14 protein-coding genes are annotated in these 14,103 nt (G+C 55.8%); 8 read left to right on the top strand and 6 right to left on the bottom strand.

Annotated features, from left to right (window positions below; translation table 11 throughout):
- Positions 1-252 precede the first annotated feature (252 nt).
- The 3 genes from OC597_RS00905 to mdoC form a co-directional block, all read right to left on the bottom strand.
- The gene (locus OC597_RS00905; RefSeq protein WP_261253681.1) at positions 253-1,974 is read right to left on the bottom strand and encodes a potassium/proton antiporter; all 1,722 of its coding nucleotides are present in this window, start codon (positions 1,972-1,974) and stop codon (positions 253-255) included.
- Between the two features lie 303 nt (positions 1,975-2,277).
- Positions 2,278-2,502: a hypothetical protein gene (locus OC597_RS00900; protein ID WP_085116203.1), complete on the bottom strand. Its 225-nt coding sequence runs from the start codon at positions 2,500-2,502 to the stop codon at positions 2,278-2,280.
- Positions 2,503-2,818: 316 nt separating this feature from the next.
- Positions 2,819-3,949, bottom strand: a complete 1,131-nt coding sequence (gene mdoC / locus OC597_RS00895; RefSeq protein WP_261424419.1) for a glucans biosynthesis protein MdoC — start codon at positions 3,947-3,949, stop codon at positions 2,819-2,821.
- 258 nt (positions 3,950-4,207) lie between these two features.
- Between mdoC and OC597_RS00890 the strand changes: the two genes are divergently transcribed.
- From OC597_RS00890 to OC597_RS00880, 3 genes are all read left to right on the top strand, one after another.
- Complete coding sequence (locus tag OC597_RS00890) at positions 4,208-5,776, top strand: glucan biosynthesis protein G (RefSeq protein WP_261253684.1); 1,569 nt, start codon at positions 4,208-4,210, stop codon at positions 5,774-5,776.
- A complete protein-coding gene (mdoH, locus tag OC597_RS00885; RefSeq protein ID WP_262207036.1) occupies positions 5,769-8,330 on the top strand; it encodes a glucans biosynthesis glucosyltransferase MdoH in 2,562 nt (853 codons plus the stop codon). Before OC597_RS00890 ends, mdoH begins: the two co-directional genes overlap by 8 nt.
- Before the next feature lie 162 nt (positions 8,331-8,492).
- The gene (locus OC597_RS00880; protein ID WP_099065689.1) at positions 8,493-8,738 is read left to right on the top strand and encodes a YceK/YidQ family lipoprotein; all 246 of its coding nucleotides are present in this window, start codon (positions 8,493-8,495) and stop codon (positions 8,736-8,738) included.
- Here the strand turns inward: OC597_RS00880 and OC597_RS00875 are convergent.
- On the bottom strand, positions 8,729-9,289 hold the full coding sequence (locus tag OC597_RS00875) for a GNAT family N-acetyltransferase (protein WP_262207034.1): 561 nt from the start codon (positions 9,287-9,289) through the stop codon (positions 8,729-8,731). The genes OC597_RS00880 and OC597_RS00875 overlap by 10 nt on opposite strands.
- A 64-nt stretch (positions 9,290-9,353) precedes the next feature.
- Positions 9,354-9,731 carry a MysB family protein gene (locus OC597_RS00870; RefSeq protein WP_262207032.1) on the bottom strand — a complete coding sequence of 126 codons (378 nt, stop codon included), beginning with the start codon at positions 9,729-9,731 and terminating at the stop codon, positions 9,354-9,356.
- A 207-nt stretch (positions 9,732-9,938) separates the two neighbouring features.
- Between OC597_RS00870 and leuA the strand changes: the two genes are divergently transcribed.
- A complete protein-coding gene (gene leuA / locus OC597_RS00865; protein WP_262207521.1) occupies positions 9,939-11,609 on the top strand; it encodes a 2-isopropylmalate synthase in 1,671 nt (556 codons plus the stop codon).
- On the opposite strand, the gene OC597_RS00860 is transcribed toward leuA, so the two are convergent.
- Positions 11,594-12,355: an AraC family transcriptional regulator gene (locus tag OC597_RS00860; RefSeq protein WP_085116211.1), complete on the bottom strand. Its 762-nt coding sequence runs from the start codon at positions 12,353-12,355 to the stop codon at positions 11,594-11,596. The two genes, leuA and OC597_RS00860, sit on opposite strands and share 16 nt — an antisense overlap.
- A gap of 141 nt (positions 12,356-12,496) precedes the next feature.
- Here OC597_RS00860 and OC597_RS00855 point away from each other — a divergent pair, with 141 nt between their 5' ends.
- Genes OC597_RS00855 through OC597_RS00840 form a run of 4 tightly spaced genes read left to right on the top strand, consistent with a single transcriptional unit; the run spans position 12,497 to position 14,060 of the window.
- Entirely contained in the window at positions 12,497-12,808 is a 312-nt protein-coding gene (locus OC597_RS00855; RefSeq protein ID WP_219015903.1) for an ArsR/SmtB family transcription factor, read from the top strand.
- On the top strand, positions 12,805-13,239 hold the full coding sequence (locus tag OC597_RS00850; protein ID WP_099065686.1) for a YeeE/YedE family protein: 435 nt from the start codon (positions 12,805-12,807) through the stop codon (positions 13,237-13,239). Before OC597_RS00855 ends, OC597_RS00850 begins: the two co-directional genes overlap by 4 nt.
- Before the next feature lie 4 nt (positions 13,240-13,243).
- Positions 13,244-13,675, top strand: a complete 432-nt coding sequence (locus OC597_RS00845; RefSeq protein ID WP_261253693.1) for a YeeE/YedE family protein — start codon at positions 13,244-13,246, stop codon at positions 13,673-13,675.
- Positions 13,662-14,060: a VOC family protein gene (locus OC597_RS00840; RefSeq protein ID WP_261284225.1), complete on the top strand. Its 399-nt coding sequence runs from the start codon at positions 13,662-13,664 to the stop codon at positions 14,058-14,060. The genes OC597_RS00845 and OC597_RS00840 overlap by 14 nt, the downstream gene beginning before the upstream one ends.
- Positions 14,061-14,103: the final 43 nt, after the last annotated feature.

The raw sequence follows: 14,103 nt of genomic DNA, 5'->3' as shown, positions 1-14,103 counted from the left end.
GGCGATACCCAGATCCAGCACTATGACCGTCAGTGCAATCCCCAGCATGGCCGATAGAAATCGAGTTTTACTGTTCAAATCAATACCCATCACCGCGATGCAGTGTTCCCAGAGTAAAGGTTAAACCGCCGGGGCTGAACGCCCGGTTTTGATAATTACAGAGTTTAAGAACCTTTCCAGGACTATAAGTTCCGTCTGTATTGAAGGGGCCGCCGCGAGTGTTGCCCCGCGGCGGCCGGTGGTGCGGAAAAATCAGTCAGTAACAATTCTTACGCCAATTTTACTGATGGCGTTGCCATCCATTTCGGCGATGGTCCAGGTCAGGCCATCCCATTCGACCTGATCGCCGATCACGGGCTCGCCGCCAATCAGTTTAAGGACGAATTGGCCCAGTGTTTGCTGTTCGTCGACGCCTTCCTGCAGGTTAAGCCCATACACCTGTGAAATATCGCTCAGGCGTGCGTCCGACTGCAGGATAAAGTCGCCGAAGAAACGCTCATCCATGGTGACCACCGGCGCCTGGCTAAACAGTTTGCCCAGTACTGGCAAGTCATGTTCGTGGCCGATAACGCACAGAATGTCATCTTCGCGCAGTCGCGTACTGCCGCTGGGGTGCAACAATTCTTTGCCACGGAACAATGCAGCAATGCGCGTGCCGGGTGGCATTTTCAGCTCACGCAGCGCAGCGCCTACGCACCAGTTTTCTGACGAGAGCTGATAAACAAACTGCTCCCACTGGTTTTCAGGGTGTACGTCCAGCCCAACCCGTGAAATGGGGGCCAGTGCCGGCGGCACGATCACCTTGGCTTTCTTCGCCGCGAACGACAGCGTGGTGCCTTGCAGTAACAGTGAGACCAGCACCACAAAGAAGGCCACGTTGAAGAACAGCTGCGCATTTGGCAACCCGGCCATCATCGGGAAGACGGCCAGAATGACCGGCACGGCACCGCGCAGGCCAACCCAGGAGATAAAGCTGCGTTCACGCAGGGTAAAACTGCGGAACGGTAACAGTCCGATAAACACTGAAAGCGGCCGGGCGAACAAAATCATCCACAGCGACAGCAGCAGGGCAGGGATGGCGATAGGCAGTAATTCGTGCGGATTGAGCAGCAACCCCAGCACCAGGAACATACCGATTTGGCTCAGCCAGGCCAGGCCGTCAAAGGTCTGGACAATACCGTGCCGGTTGCGGATTGGGCGATTGCCCAGCGTCAGGCCGCACAGATAGACTGCCAGAATGCCGCTGCCGTCCAGCGCGGTGGTCAGGGCAAAAATCAAAATGCCGCCACTGACGGCCAACAGCGGATACAGGCCTTCGGCCAGTTTTATGTGGTTGATTAGCGTCAACAGCAGCCAGCCGCCGCCGAGGCCAAAAACAATCCCCATACCAAACTGCTGCAGCAGATGGAGCGGGAACATCCAACTCAGCGTGGTTTCGCCGGCGGAGATCATCGCTATCAGGGTGATGGTAAGAAACACCGCCATCGGGTCATTGCTGCCGGATTCGATTTCCAGCGTGGCGCTGACGCGTTCGTTAAGCCCTTTGCCGCCCAGCAGTGAAAATACCGCAGCGGCGTCGGTGGAGCCAATAATGGCGCCAATCAGCATGCCCTGCAGCAAGTCGAGATTGAACAGCCAGGCGGCAGCCAGCCCGGTAAGCCCGGCGGTGATCACCACGCCGACGGTGGCGAGGGAAAGTGCCGGCCAAAGTGCCACGCGAAATGAGCTGACACGGGTGCGCATGCCGCCGTCCAGCAGGATCACGGCCAGTGCCAGGTTGCTGACCAGATAGGCCACCGGATAATTGCTGAAAACGATACCGCCAGGGCCATCGACCCCTGCCAGCATGCCGATAGCCAGGAAGATAACCAGAATGGGGATCCCCAGGCGTGAGGAAAATGAACTGAGAAGAATACTTGCTCCCACCAACACGGCACCGATGATGAACAAACTGTTAATGGTGCTGGCATCCAAAATAACGTTCTCCTGCTGGCTGGGGGAAAGGCGTTGCGCGCTGGCGCAGATACCCCATGATGATAGCCTGTTTTTTGGGTAAAACGCCAAGGCTGATTTGCAAAACAGTTTGGCATTTATTGTCATTTAAGGAGGAAAGCGTGAGGAAGTGGGGATAAACCGGTGAACTTCTTACTTTTATCTATATTTATCAGCTTGCTGTGGTTCTGTTCTGACAATAAACCTCATTTTTCGTTGCGACGAGGTGAGGAAAAACCATTAAACCCCCGTCAGGAGGCTTAATGGTTTGCAGGCGTGGCGTGATTAATGATCGAGTGATTGCAAAGCCCGCTTGATCAGCTCGGCAGCCAGCTTGCGTTCTGACTCCGAAATACCGTCAAGGTTAAGGCTGGAAAGCTCGGTGACCAGAATACTGCGGTCCTTGCCGCCAATCGACGCATCCAGTGCGGACAGCAATCGGCCAAGAATTTTTAGCAGGGTGGCGTTTTCTGGTACGGCTTCCGGAGCCGAAGTGTCTTTATCAGTCATTAAAAATCCTCTCTGTCGTGACGGAAGGGAGCTACTGCAAACATTGTCGTCATGATAACGACAACGCCGTCCCTCAGGGTTCATTGAGCCCAATCGCTACCGTAAGGCAGGGATGTGGATTTCCACTTATGCGTTGCAGTTATAACAACTAGCGGCAATATGCTCCAGTATAACTTTGCCTTAACTTTCGCCAACGGGGTGAGCAATGTGTGCTCAGCGGCTGAAATGGGCTGCGGTACCGGTGTGCAAAATTATGATATCGGTTATGGCGTACAGGCGTATGACAGCAAACGGCCCGGCATGCCGGGCCATTGGCTTATTGTGGTTTCCCGGAGAACAGGAATCGTAGCAGAGGAATGCGTTTGTGCAGCTCATATAAGACGAAAGCGCAGGAGAAGACAAACACCAGGCCCGCCAGGAAGCCCAGCAGATTATTGTCAATATACGGCGTCACAAAAGCGCCATATATCAAGGTCAGTGGATGGTGCACCAGATATATAAAGAGCGATGCATTGACCAGATAAGTGATTCGAGGTGAGTGATAGTTCAGCAGGTTATGTCCGAATGCGAAAACCACGTTAGCCATCAGGATACCCAGCAGGGTTTTGATCACCACTTCCAGCTCGAACATATAGCTGCTGTGGGCCAGATACTTCTGATTCAGCATGTAGGCAATGAACAACAACAGCGAACCGAGCAGCGACCAAACAGAGGGCTTGAGGAAAATCTCTTTCAACCACACATACTTAAAGGCGTAAGCACCCAGGATGAAGAACGGCAGGTAGAACATGGTCTCCATCACCACGAAATTGAACAGGCCATTGGAGAGTAAGTGGGGGGCGAAAATTAAAATAATACGGTGTGCGGCCGAATAGCATAAAGCATAAATAAGAAAGAGCAGTGAGATGTTTCCTAATCCGGTCATTTTATTTATTGGATAGGGAACGGCACTACTTTTAATCGCCTTGATTTTTTTGAACAGATAAAAACAAAGGGTGGTCAGCAATGACAGGGTTAATAAAAACCACAGGTGAGAAACCAGTTCCCAAACTGTGACATTTATTTTCTGATAGAGCGAAAAATTTTCCCAGCCGTTCAATTTATCGGTGAAGTATTTCAGCATGAAAAACTGTGGCACCGTTATTAACGGGATCGAACTCAGCAGCGGGATCGCCACCCGTTCCAGCCTGACCTTCAACCACTTATGGCGCTCATAGCGCTCATAGAGCATGTACGAGAAGTAGCCGGAAATCACGAAGAACACCTGCATGCGGAAGGCATGGATGAAGTCGTTCAGCACCGTTAGCGAGAAGGAGGGCGTAGCGCTGTTCACCGCCCAGGCATGGCTGGAATAGATCAGGGACAGATGAAAAGGGATGCCGAGCAACATCAAATAAGCCCGGATCGAATCGAGGAAAAACTCGCGTTGGTTGCTGCCTTTAGTCATAGGTTACCGCTGGTGATTTTATCGAATGGTCATTAACACGCTTAATAAGTCGGCAATGGTTAAATCGAACCTCAAACCCTACTATAGCGTTTCACATTTTTCCATAGCGTCTTGTTGCGGGGCTTGCTACGCTGGTGTTAAGTCAGCTGCTTAAACTATGAGCCATAAACATGAACCATCGATTTATCATGTTGTCGGAAAGCTGAATAATCCATTAATATGGATTTAAATGATTTGAGCACACGAATAGGGGGGGATGTGCTAGTTAATATATTATCCAAGAAACCACGCGCCGCGAGCGTACGTTGGTTAGGTGCGACCGTATTGTTCACGCTGTTTACTTCGCAGGCCTGGGCTTTTTCTATTGATGATGTGGCCAAGCAGGCACAGGATCTGGCAGGAAAAGGCTTTGAGGCTCCGAAGAGCAACCTTCCTTCTCAATTCCGTGAGATGAAATTCGCGGACTATCAGCAAATTCAGTTCAATCACGATAAAGCCTATTGGAGCAAGCTGAAAACCCCATTCAAGCTTGAGTTTTATCATCAGGGTATGTACTTCGACACGCCGGTGAAAATCAATGAAGTCACCTCGACCACCGTGAAGCAGATCAAGTACAACCCGGACTACTTCAACTTTGGTTCGGTGAAGCACGATCCGGATTCGGTAAAAAACCTCGGCTTTGCCGGTTTCAAGGTGATTTATCCGATCAACAGTGCGGACAAGAACGACGAAATTATGAGCCTGCTGGGCGCGAGTTACTTCCGCGTGGTGGGTAAAGGGCAGGTATACGGGATTTCCGCTCGTGGCCTGGCGATTGATACTGCATTGCCGTCCGGTGAAGAGTTCCCGCGTTTCCGCGAATTCTGGGTTGAACGTCCGAAGCAGGGCGACAAGCATCTGGTAATTTACGCGCTGCTGGATTCACCGCGCGCTACCGGGGCTTACCGTTTTGTGGTCTATCCGGGCCGCGATACCACGGTGGACGTCGAGTCTAAAGTGTTCCTGCGCGACAAGGTCGGCAAACTGGGCATGGCACCGCTGACCAGCATGTACCTGTTCGGGCCAAACCAGCCTTCGCCGACGCTGAACTACCGTCCGGCGCTGCATGACTCTAACGGTCTGTCTATCCATGCCGGTAACGGCGAATGGATTTGGCGTCCGCTGAATAATCCGAAGCACCTGTCTGTCAGCACTTATCAGGTCGAGAACCCGAAAGGTTTCGGTCTGCTGCAGCGTGGCCGTAACTTCAAGGATTACGAAGATCTGGACGACCGTTACGATCTGCGTCCAAGCGCCTGGATCGAGCCGCGTGGCGATTGGGGCAAGGGGAAAGTGGAGCTGGTGGAGATCCCAACGGCGGATGAAACCAACGACAACATCGTAGCCTTCTGGACTCCGGATGTATTGCCGGATGCTAAAACACCGCTGGCACTGAGCTATCGCCTGCACTTCACCCGTGACGAAGACAAACTGCATTCGCAGGACATTGCCTATGTCAGCCAGACCATGCGTTCTACCGGTGACGTGAAGCAGTCTAACCTGATCCGCGAGCCAGACGGCAGCGTGGCATTCCTGGTTGATTTCGTTGGCCCGGTGCTGAAAGGCCTGGACGCGGCGACGCCGGTTGCCGCTCAGGTGAGCATCGGTGACAACGGTGAAATGGTAGAAAACAATGTCCGCTATAATCCAGTGACCAAAGGCTGGCGTCTGACGGTGCGTCTGAAAGTGAAAGACGACAAGAAGCCGGTAGAAATGCGCGCAGCGCTGGTCAATGGTGATAAGACCCTGTCGGAAACCTGGAGCTATCAGCTACCTGCTAATGAATAAGCCTACTCAACTTGCCCAGGACTATCTTGCGGCAATGCCTCTGACTGCTCAGCAGTCAGAGGCGCTTAAACCCCAGCCGGGAGCGGATGACGCCCAGGCACTGGAGGCGCTGCATCGCAAGATGGGCGCCGCCGATGCCAACGTCAATACGCTGTCGGCGGATGACGTGGCGCTGGCCTCGGTCAAGGCGCGTATCGAAAGCGCCTGGCCGGATGCGGTCAGCGACGACGATTTTGACAATGACGTGGAAGGCCGCAGTATTCTGAAGGCCACGCCACCGATTAAACGTACCAGCATGTTCCCGGAAGCCTGGCGCACCAACCCGGTGGCGCGCTTCTGGGATTCTCTGCTGGGGCGTTCGCCGCACAACCGCCATGCCTCCAAAGAGGAGGCCGCCGCGGAAAACCGCTGGCGCGTAGTCGGTTCGATGCGCCGTTATGTGCTGTTGGTGCTGATGCTGATGCAGACCGGTATTGCCACCTGGTACATGAAAACCATTTTGCCGTATCAGGGCTGGGCGCTGATCGATCCAATGGCGATGCTGGACCAGGATCTGATGCAATCGGTGCTGCAATTGCTGCCTTATGTGTTGCAAACCGGTATTCTGATCCTGTTCGCCATTCTGTTCTGTTGGGTGTCGGCCGGGTTCTGGACCGCGCTGATGGGCTTCCTGCAGTTGCTGATTGGCAAAGACAAATACAGTATCTCTTCCACCATCAAGGGCGATGAGCCAATCAATCCGGCGCACCGCACCGCGTTGATCATGCCGATCTGTAACGAAGACGTCGAACGGGTGTTTGCCGGCCTGCGCGCGACCTATGAGTCGGTTGCCGCCACCGGTCAGCTCGAACATTTCGATATCTACGTGCTGAGCGACAGCTACGACCCGGATATCTGCATGGCGGAACAGAAGGCCTGGATGGAACTGTGCCGTGACGTAGAAGGTCATGGCCGTATCTTCTATCGCCGCCGCCGTCGCCGTGTGAAACGTAAAAGCGGCAACATCGACGACTTCTGCCGTCGCTGGGGTGGCGAGTACAGCTACATGGTGATCCTGGATGCCGACAGCGTGATGAGCGGTGAGTGTCTCACCGGTCTGGTACGCCTGATGGAAGCCAATCCGAACGCCGGTATCATCCAGTCTGCGCCGAAAGCCTCGGGTATGGATACGCTGTATGCCCGCGTGCAGCAGTTTGCTACCCGCGTTTACGGCCCGCTGTTTACCGCCGGTCTGCACTTCTGGCAGTTGGGGGAGTCGCACTACTGGGGTCACAACGCGATTATCCGCGTGAAGCCGTTTATCGAACACTGTGCGCTGGCACCGCTGCCGGGTGAAGGCTCCTTTGCCGGTTCCATCTTGTCGCATGACTTTGTGGAAGCCGCGCTGATGCGCCGTGCCGGTTGGGGCGTGTGGATTGCTTATGATCTGCCCGGCAGCTACGAAGAATTGCCGCCGAACCTGCTGGATGAACTGAAACGTGACCGTCGCTGGTGCCACGGTAACCTGATGAACTTCCGCCTGTTCCTGGTGAAAGGCATGCACCCGGTGCACCGCGCGGTGTTCCTGACCGGCGTGATGTCTTACCTGTCGGCACCGCTGTGGTTTATGTTCCTGGCGTTGTCCACTGCGTTGCAGGTAGTGCATACCCTGATGGAGCCGCAGTACTTCCTGCAGCCACGTCAGCTGTTCCCGGTCTGGCCGCAGTGGCGCCCTGAACTGGCGATAGCGCTGTTCTCTACCACTCTGGTGCTGCTGTTCCTGCCTAAGCTGCTCAGTATCGTGCTGATCTGGGCGAAAGGTGCCAAGGAATATGGCGGTGGCGTGCGTCTGTTCCTGTCAATGCTGCTGGAAATGCTGTTCTCGGTGCTGTTGGCACCGGTACGTATGCTATTCCATACGGTGTTCGTGGTCAGTGCCTTCCTCGGTTGGGAAGTGGTGTGGAACTCTCCGCAGCGTGACGATGATGACACGCCATGGAGTGAAGCCTTCAAACGCCACGGTTCACAGATGTTGCTCGGTCTGGTCTGGGCCGGTGGTATGGCCTGGCTGGATCTGCGCTTCCTGTGGTGGTTGTCGCCGATCGTGTTCTCGCTGATCCTGTCACCGATCGTTTCGTCTCTGTCGAGCCGGGCGACGCTGGGTATCAAAAGCAAGCGAGCCAAACTGTTCCTGATCCCGGAAGAGTACTCTCCGCCGCGCGAACTGCTGGCGACCGAAGAGTATTTGCAGCTTAACCGTGAACGTGCTCTGGCCAATGGCTTTATGCACGCGGTGGTTAACCCGTCGTTCAATGCTTTGGCGGCTGCGTTGGCGACCGCGCGTCACCATCTGCGGGGTGCTATCGAGCACAATCGTGAAGAGCGGGTGAACGAGGCATTACAACTGGGGCCGGAGAAGCTGGTGAAGGGTAAACGCCTTGAGCTGTTAAGCGATCCTGTTGCATTGTCGCGCTTGCATCAGCGTGTTTGGTTACTGCCGGAAGGGGCCGCCTGGCGCGAGCACTACCAGCAACTGCCGCACAATGAGCGGGCTCATCCGCAAGGGCAACGTTAAGTCTTGACCGGGTAGCCGAAACGGGGAATGCGCATTGCGTGTTCCCCGTTTTTTTTGGCGCTTCGCTTACGCCATGCTGACAATCTGAATAGGAAAAACTATGTTAACATTCGCGCCGGGCGTTGTTTACTTTCAGAACAACCAGGATCAAGAGTCAATTTGGTGAATCTTTCTGCTTTTCTTCGGCTGGCATTATTGGCAGCAGGCGTGACGCTGTTAACCGGCTGCGGCAGTATTATCAGTCGCACAGTACCGGGTGCCGGCCACGGGCATCAATACTATCCAGGTGTGCAATGGGATCTGCGCGATACGCCCTGGCGCTATGTCACGGTGATCGATGTGCCGCTGTCGATGGTGGTAGATACCTTTATGCTGCCGTTTGATGCGCAGCACGGGCCTTACGAGTAAGCCTGGTCCCGGGTGGCAAACACCAGCAGTTGGTATCCATGCGTGCCGCAGTGGAAGGGGGCCAGCACCGTCATCTTCAATCCCTGCTGATGGGCCGCCAGTGAGTGCGGGTTGCTGTCGTCAATAAACAGAGCGCCAACGTCAAATTCCTCTCGGGTGTGTCCCTTGACGGCAGCGAACAGTTGTTTCAGTACGCCTTTGCCGCGCCAGGCGGTATCCAGGCACACCGGGCCATACATAAACACCCGCTGTTCACTCAGCGGTCGTCCGTTGAATGACTCGCCGGCAAGTTTTTCCAGCATGGCATCCACCACCGGCGGACGCGGCTGCGCGTCCGTGGTCATCAGACAGACAAAACCGGCCAACGCCTGATCTTCAACCGCCACCAGAATACCCAGACCCTGATTAATGCGGGCCAATTGCACTTCGTTCATACTTGAAACGATAAAACCCTGACGTTTCTGGCTGTCGCTTAAATTGGCCGGGGTATTTTGTGTTTGCAGCTGCAGAATGGCGGGGTAATCCTCGGGGCGTGCCTGGCGGATAATCATGATGCCTCTCTGAAAATGATGGGGAGTTTATGGGCGGGGATGTTGCGCTCCCGCCCGCGCTCATTCAACGTTCATCCCACTCGTCGGCGGCTGTTTGGCCTTCTTCGGTATCCAGCGGGGGATCGAGTTGGAAATCTCCTTCTTCCCACTCGTGCAGCGTGTTTTCCTCTATCCATTCGGCGCTGATTTCGACTTCGTCATAATCACCGTCGAAAATGGCCTGTGCGGCGGTACCGCTGCGTAACGTCAGACACTCGACCGATTCCCCTTCTTGCTCAAAGAACTCGGCCTGCCACAGGATATCACCATCCTGCATCACGTACTTTTGCAGATTGAACTGTTGCGGCACCGGCGGTTGATCGTCGTTACCGCTTTCAGCGGATTCAATAAACTCCTCGCGCGCCGCTTCAATTGCTTCTTCCAGGGTTGCATACAGGCTCATGGTTATCTCCAGTAGTGAGGGTAACGAAAGGATTTTGGCCGTGCCAAAACGCCATGACTGACATCAAAAGTAATTGTTGCTGCACTGGCGCAGGATGCAAATTTTTTTGTTGTCCGTTTCGCGACGATGGTTGTCCGCCAGGCGGGAGCAAGTCATCTCGCGGCGGGAAATAATAAGGCATCGTTTATGACAGTCCTGGAGATCGCCATGTTAGCCAACCCTTCAATCAAGTATCGTCCTTTCCCGCCGGTGGCATTGCCGGAGCGTCAGTGGCCCGGCCGTACCCTGCAGCAGGCGCCGCGTTGGTGCTCCAGCGATCTGCGTGATGGTAATCAAGCGCTGGCGGAACCGATGGATAACGCCCGTAAGCGCCAGTTCTATCAACTGTTGTTGCAGTGTGGGTTTAAAGAGATTGAGGTGGCGTTTCCTTCGGCGTCGCAAACCGACTTTGATTTTGTTCGCTCATTGATTGATGAGCAACTGATCCCGAACGACGTCAGCATTCAGGTCTTGACCCAGTCGCGTGACGACCTGATCGATCGCACCTTTGAGGCATTGCGGGGGGCACCACGGGCTATTGTGCATTTGTATAACGCCACCGCGCCGATGTTCCGTGAAATTGTGTTTAAGCAGGATAAGGCGGCAACGGTGGCGCTGGCGGTCAACGGGGCGCTGCGTATTCGCCAGCAGTGCGAGCAGCAGCCGGAGACCGCCTGGACCTTTGAGTATTCGCCGGAGACCTTCTGCTTTACCGAGCTGGAGTTTGCGCTGGAAATTTGTGAAGCGGTAGCCGATGTCTGGCAGCCTGGCCCCGGGCGGCCGATGATCATCAACCTGCCGGCGACGGTGGAAGTCAGTACGCCGAACGTTTACGCCGACCAGATTGAATGGTTTTGCCGTCGCTTCAGTCAGCGAAATCGGGTGACCATCAGCGTGCATCCGCATAACGATCGCGGTACCGGGGTCGCCTGCGCCGAACTGGCGATGCTGGCCGGTGCCGATCGGGTGGAAGGCTGCCTGTTCGGTAACGGCGAGCGCACCGGCAATGTTGACCTGGTGACGCTGGCGCTCAATCTGTATACCCAGGGCATCGCGCCAGGGCTGGACTTTAGCCAGTTGAAGCAGGTGGTAGAGGTGGTCGAGCAATGCAACCAACTGCCGGTGCACCCACGTCATCCTTATGCTGGTGAACTGGTCTTCACCGCCTTTTCCGGCTCTCATCAGGATGCGATCAAAAAGGGGTTCGCCGCCCAGCAGCAGCGACAGGACGGTCTGTGGCAGGTGCCTTATCTGCCGCTCGATCCTGCGGACGTCGGCTGCAGTTATGAAGCAGTGATCCGGGTTAACAGCCAGTCGGGCAAAAGTGGTGCGGCCTGGCTGCTGGAACAGAACCATGGGCTGTCGTTACCCCGCGGGCTGCAGATTGATTTCAGCAAGGTAGTGCAGCAATCCACCGACGGCAGCGGCAAAGAGATGACTACCGCCGAACTGTGGCGACTGTTTCGCTTCAGTTATGGCCTGGTCGAGCAACCGCGCTTGCAATTGTTGAGCTACCAGACCGAGAGTCACAGCATCGAGGCCTACAGCTTCAGCGCTCGGGTGTTGTTCGAAGGGCAACAACAGCGGTTGCTGGGCGTAGGTAACGGCCTGTTGTCCAGTGCCGTGGATGCGCTGCGTCAGAGCTTTGGATTGAATCTGGCGATAGAGGACTACCACGAGCATACGTTGGGGCATCAGAGCCACAGCCGCGCCGTGGCCTATATTCGCTGTACGGTGGCGCACGGTGGGGCGGCTTATGGCGTGGGCATCGACGTCGATTCCGCCAGCGCCTCCTTGCAGGCTCTGTTCAACGTTGCCGCACGTTATTTGGCGAAATAAGCACTGGGCGCGACGCCCAGCAGGCGACGGAACATGGCGCTGAAAGCACTGGGGCTGTCGTAACCCAGATCCAGCGCCACTTCCAACACCGAATGCCCGGCGGCCAGCGCGTTCAATGCCGCCAGTAACCGGGCACGTCGCACCCAGTCACCAAAGCGCAGTCCGGTCTCACGCTGAAAGCGCCGTGACAGCGTGCGACCACTGACATTGATGTAACGGGCCGCCTGCTCCAACTCCCAAGGGTGTGCCAGCGATTGCTGAATATGCCGACACAGTGTCAGCAGGGCCTCAGTGCGCGGCTCGGGTAAATTCAGCGGCAAAATAGGCAGCACGCGCAACTCATCCAGGATCAGCTCCATGATCCGCTCTTCACGTCCTCCGGTGGGGTAGTCCGCCGTAATATCCATCGCACAGATAATCAGTTCGCGCAGCAACGGGGAAACCTGCACCACTTCACAACGTGCCGGCAGATCGGCGCGCGCCAGCGGATCGACCAGCAGAGCTCTTGCCGCAACCTTGCCGGTGATGCGCAGGCTGTGCTCAACCCGCGCCGGCAGCCAGACGCCGCGCCCTGGCGGGACCACCCAACTGCCCAGACGGGTATTGACCTGCACCACGCCGCTGAGGCTATGAATCAATTGCGCGCAGTCATGATAGTGGGGCGGCTCGAAGTCGCCGTGCTGGTAATCTTTGGCAATCGGCACAATCGACCGGTTGGCGGGCACAGCGTCATGGAAAAGCAGCATTGTTCGGGGCAACCCCAGTCCGCGGAAAAGTCATAACGGCAGCATGCCATGCTGAAACCTTTCGTACCAGCCTATGGTGCGGTGGGGAAATATAGTTTATAAATATACAATATATTATTTTATAAAATATATGGAGAAGTGATGGATATCGACAGCATGCGGCAGGCGGCAGCGCAGGCCGGAACATTACTGCGGACGCTGGGCAACGAGGATCGCTTACTGTTGCTGTGTCAGCTCAGCCAGGGCGAGATGTCGGTAGGGGAATTGGCTCAGGCGCTGGAGATCCGCCAGCCGACACTTTCACAACAGCTTGGCGTGTTGCGTCAGGAAGGGTTGGTAGCCACACGCCGTGACGGCAAGCAAATTTACTACGCGGTCAGTGATGAAAAGGCGCTGGCCATACTGGGCACCCTGTATCAACTTTATTGCCCAAAACCGGGAGAGACACAATGACCATTGACTGGCTGCATTTTACGCCGTTATCGGCCCTGGCTGGCGGAGGGATTATTGGCATCGCGGTCACCCTGCTGCTGGTGTTTAACGGCCGTATCGCCGGCATCAGCGGGATTACCGGGGGTTTGCTGACGCCGCGGGGCAAAGAGAAAGCCTGGCGGGCCGCATTTCTTGTCGGGCTGTTGGTATCGCCCTGGCTGTATGGTCTTGGCGCACCCTTACCGGCAATGCCAGTGAGTGGCAGCAGCCTGTGGCTGATCGTGGCCGGATTGTTGGTGGGGGTGGGTACCCGCTTGGGCGGCGGCTGCACCAGCGGCCATGGCGTTTGCGGAACCGCAAGACTGGCACCGCGTTCGCTGGCGGCCACGGCGGTATTTATGCTGCTGGGCTTTGCCACGGTATGGGCAGTTCGTCACTGGATAGGGGGTTAACACCATGTTCAGATACCTGTTTGCTTTACTGAGCGGTGCGATTTTTGGCCTTGGTCTGATCGTTGCCGGTATGGCCAACCCGGCCAAGGTCTTGGCGTTTCTCGATATTACCGGCCATTGGGATCCGTCGCTGGCATTGGTGATGGTGGGGGCGATTGCCGTGGCGGCACCGGCGTTTCTTTGGGCTCGCCACCGACAGCGTAGTTTGTTGGATGACGAGTTGCAGATCCCTACCAACCGTCGTCTTGATGGTCGTTTACTGGCTGGCAGCGCGTTGTTTGGCATTGGCTGGGGCATGGCGGGCATTTGCCCTGGGCCGGCCTGGGTACTCGCCGGGGCGGGCTCTCCGGCGGGCTGGCTGTTTGTGGCGGCGATGCTGGTGGGCATGGCGCTGTATGAAATCATTATGATGCGGAGAAATAATGCCAATAGCTAATGCGGTACTGCGCATTGCGCGTCCGACCGATCGTCTGCAAGAAATTGCGGCTATGTACTGTCAGGGGTTGGGTTTCGAACGGTTGGGTGAGTTCGACGATCATCAGGGTTTTGACGGCGTAATGGTCGGGCACCCGCAGCACGGTTATCACCTGGAGTTCACTCACCATCGTGGCGTGAAAGTGGGGCAGGCACCGACGCAAGATCACTTACTGGTATTTTATTTGCCGGATGAAGCGGACTGGCTGATGGGATGTCAGCGAATGCTGGACGCCGGTTTTCAGCGCGTCGCCGCCTACAACCCTTATTGGGACACCAGTGGACAGACGTTCGAAGATCTGGACGGTTACCGGGTGGTGTTGCAACAGCGGGCCTGGGAAGCATAAAAAAGCCAGCGCACCGGGCGCTGGCTGAAGGGTAAACGAAACA

Source organism: Serratia proteamaculans, assembly GCF_946227095.1.
Taxonomy (GTDB): domain Bacteria; phylum Pseudomonadota; class Gammaproteobacteria; order Enterobacterales; family Enterobacteriaceae; genus Serratia; species Serratia proteamaculans_E.
This window is presented reverse-complemented; position numbering and strand designations above follow the sequence as displayed.

Bases quoted from the DNA above. Each gene is read 5' to 3' on its own strand.
- OC597_RS00900 (WP_085116203.1), bottom strand. From the start codon at position 2,502: ATGACTGATAAAGACACTTCGGCTCCGGAAGCCGTACCAGAAAACGCC.
- OC597_RS00875 (WP_262207034.1), bottom strand. From the start codon at position 9,289: ATGATTATCCGCCAGGCACGCCCCGAGGATTACCCCGCCATTCTGCAG.
- OC597_RS00845 (WP_261253693.1), top strand. From the start codon at position 13,244: ATGTTCAGATACCTGTTTGCTTTACTGAGCGGTGCGATTTTTGGCCTT.
- OC597_RS00870 (WP_262207032.1), bottom strand. From the start codon at position 9,731: ATGAGCCTGTATGCAACCCTGGAAGAAGCAATTGAAGCGGCGCGCGAG.
- leuA (WP_262207521.1), top strand. From the start codon at position 9,939: ATGTTAGCCAACCCTTCAATCAAGTATCGTCCTTTCCCGCCGGTGGCA.
- OC597_RS00840 (WP_261284225.1), top strand. From the start codon at position 13,662: ATGCCAATAGCTAATGCGGTACTGCGCATTGCGCGTCCGACCGATCGT.
- OC597_RS00855 (WP_219015903.1), top strand. From the start codon at position 12,497: ATGGATATCGACAGCATGCGGCAGGCGGCAGCGCAGGCCGGAACATTA.
- mdoH (WP_262207036.1), top strand. From the start codon at position 5,769: ATGAATAAGCCTACTCAACTTGCCCAGGACTATCTTGCGGCAATGCCT.
- OC597_RS00860 (WP_085116211.1), bottom strand. From the start codon at position 12,355: ATGCTGCTTTTCCATGACGCTGTGCCCGCCAACCGGTCGATTGTGCCG.
- mdoC (WP_261424419.1), bottom strand. From the start codon at position 3,949: ATGACTAAAGGCAGCAACCAACGCGAGTTTTTCCTCGATTCGATCCGG.
- OC597_RS00850 (WP_099065686.1), top strand. From the start codon at position 12,805: ATGACCATTGACTGGCTGCATTTTACGCCGTTATCGGCCCTGGCTGGC.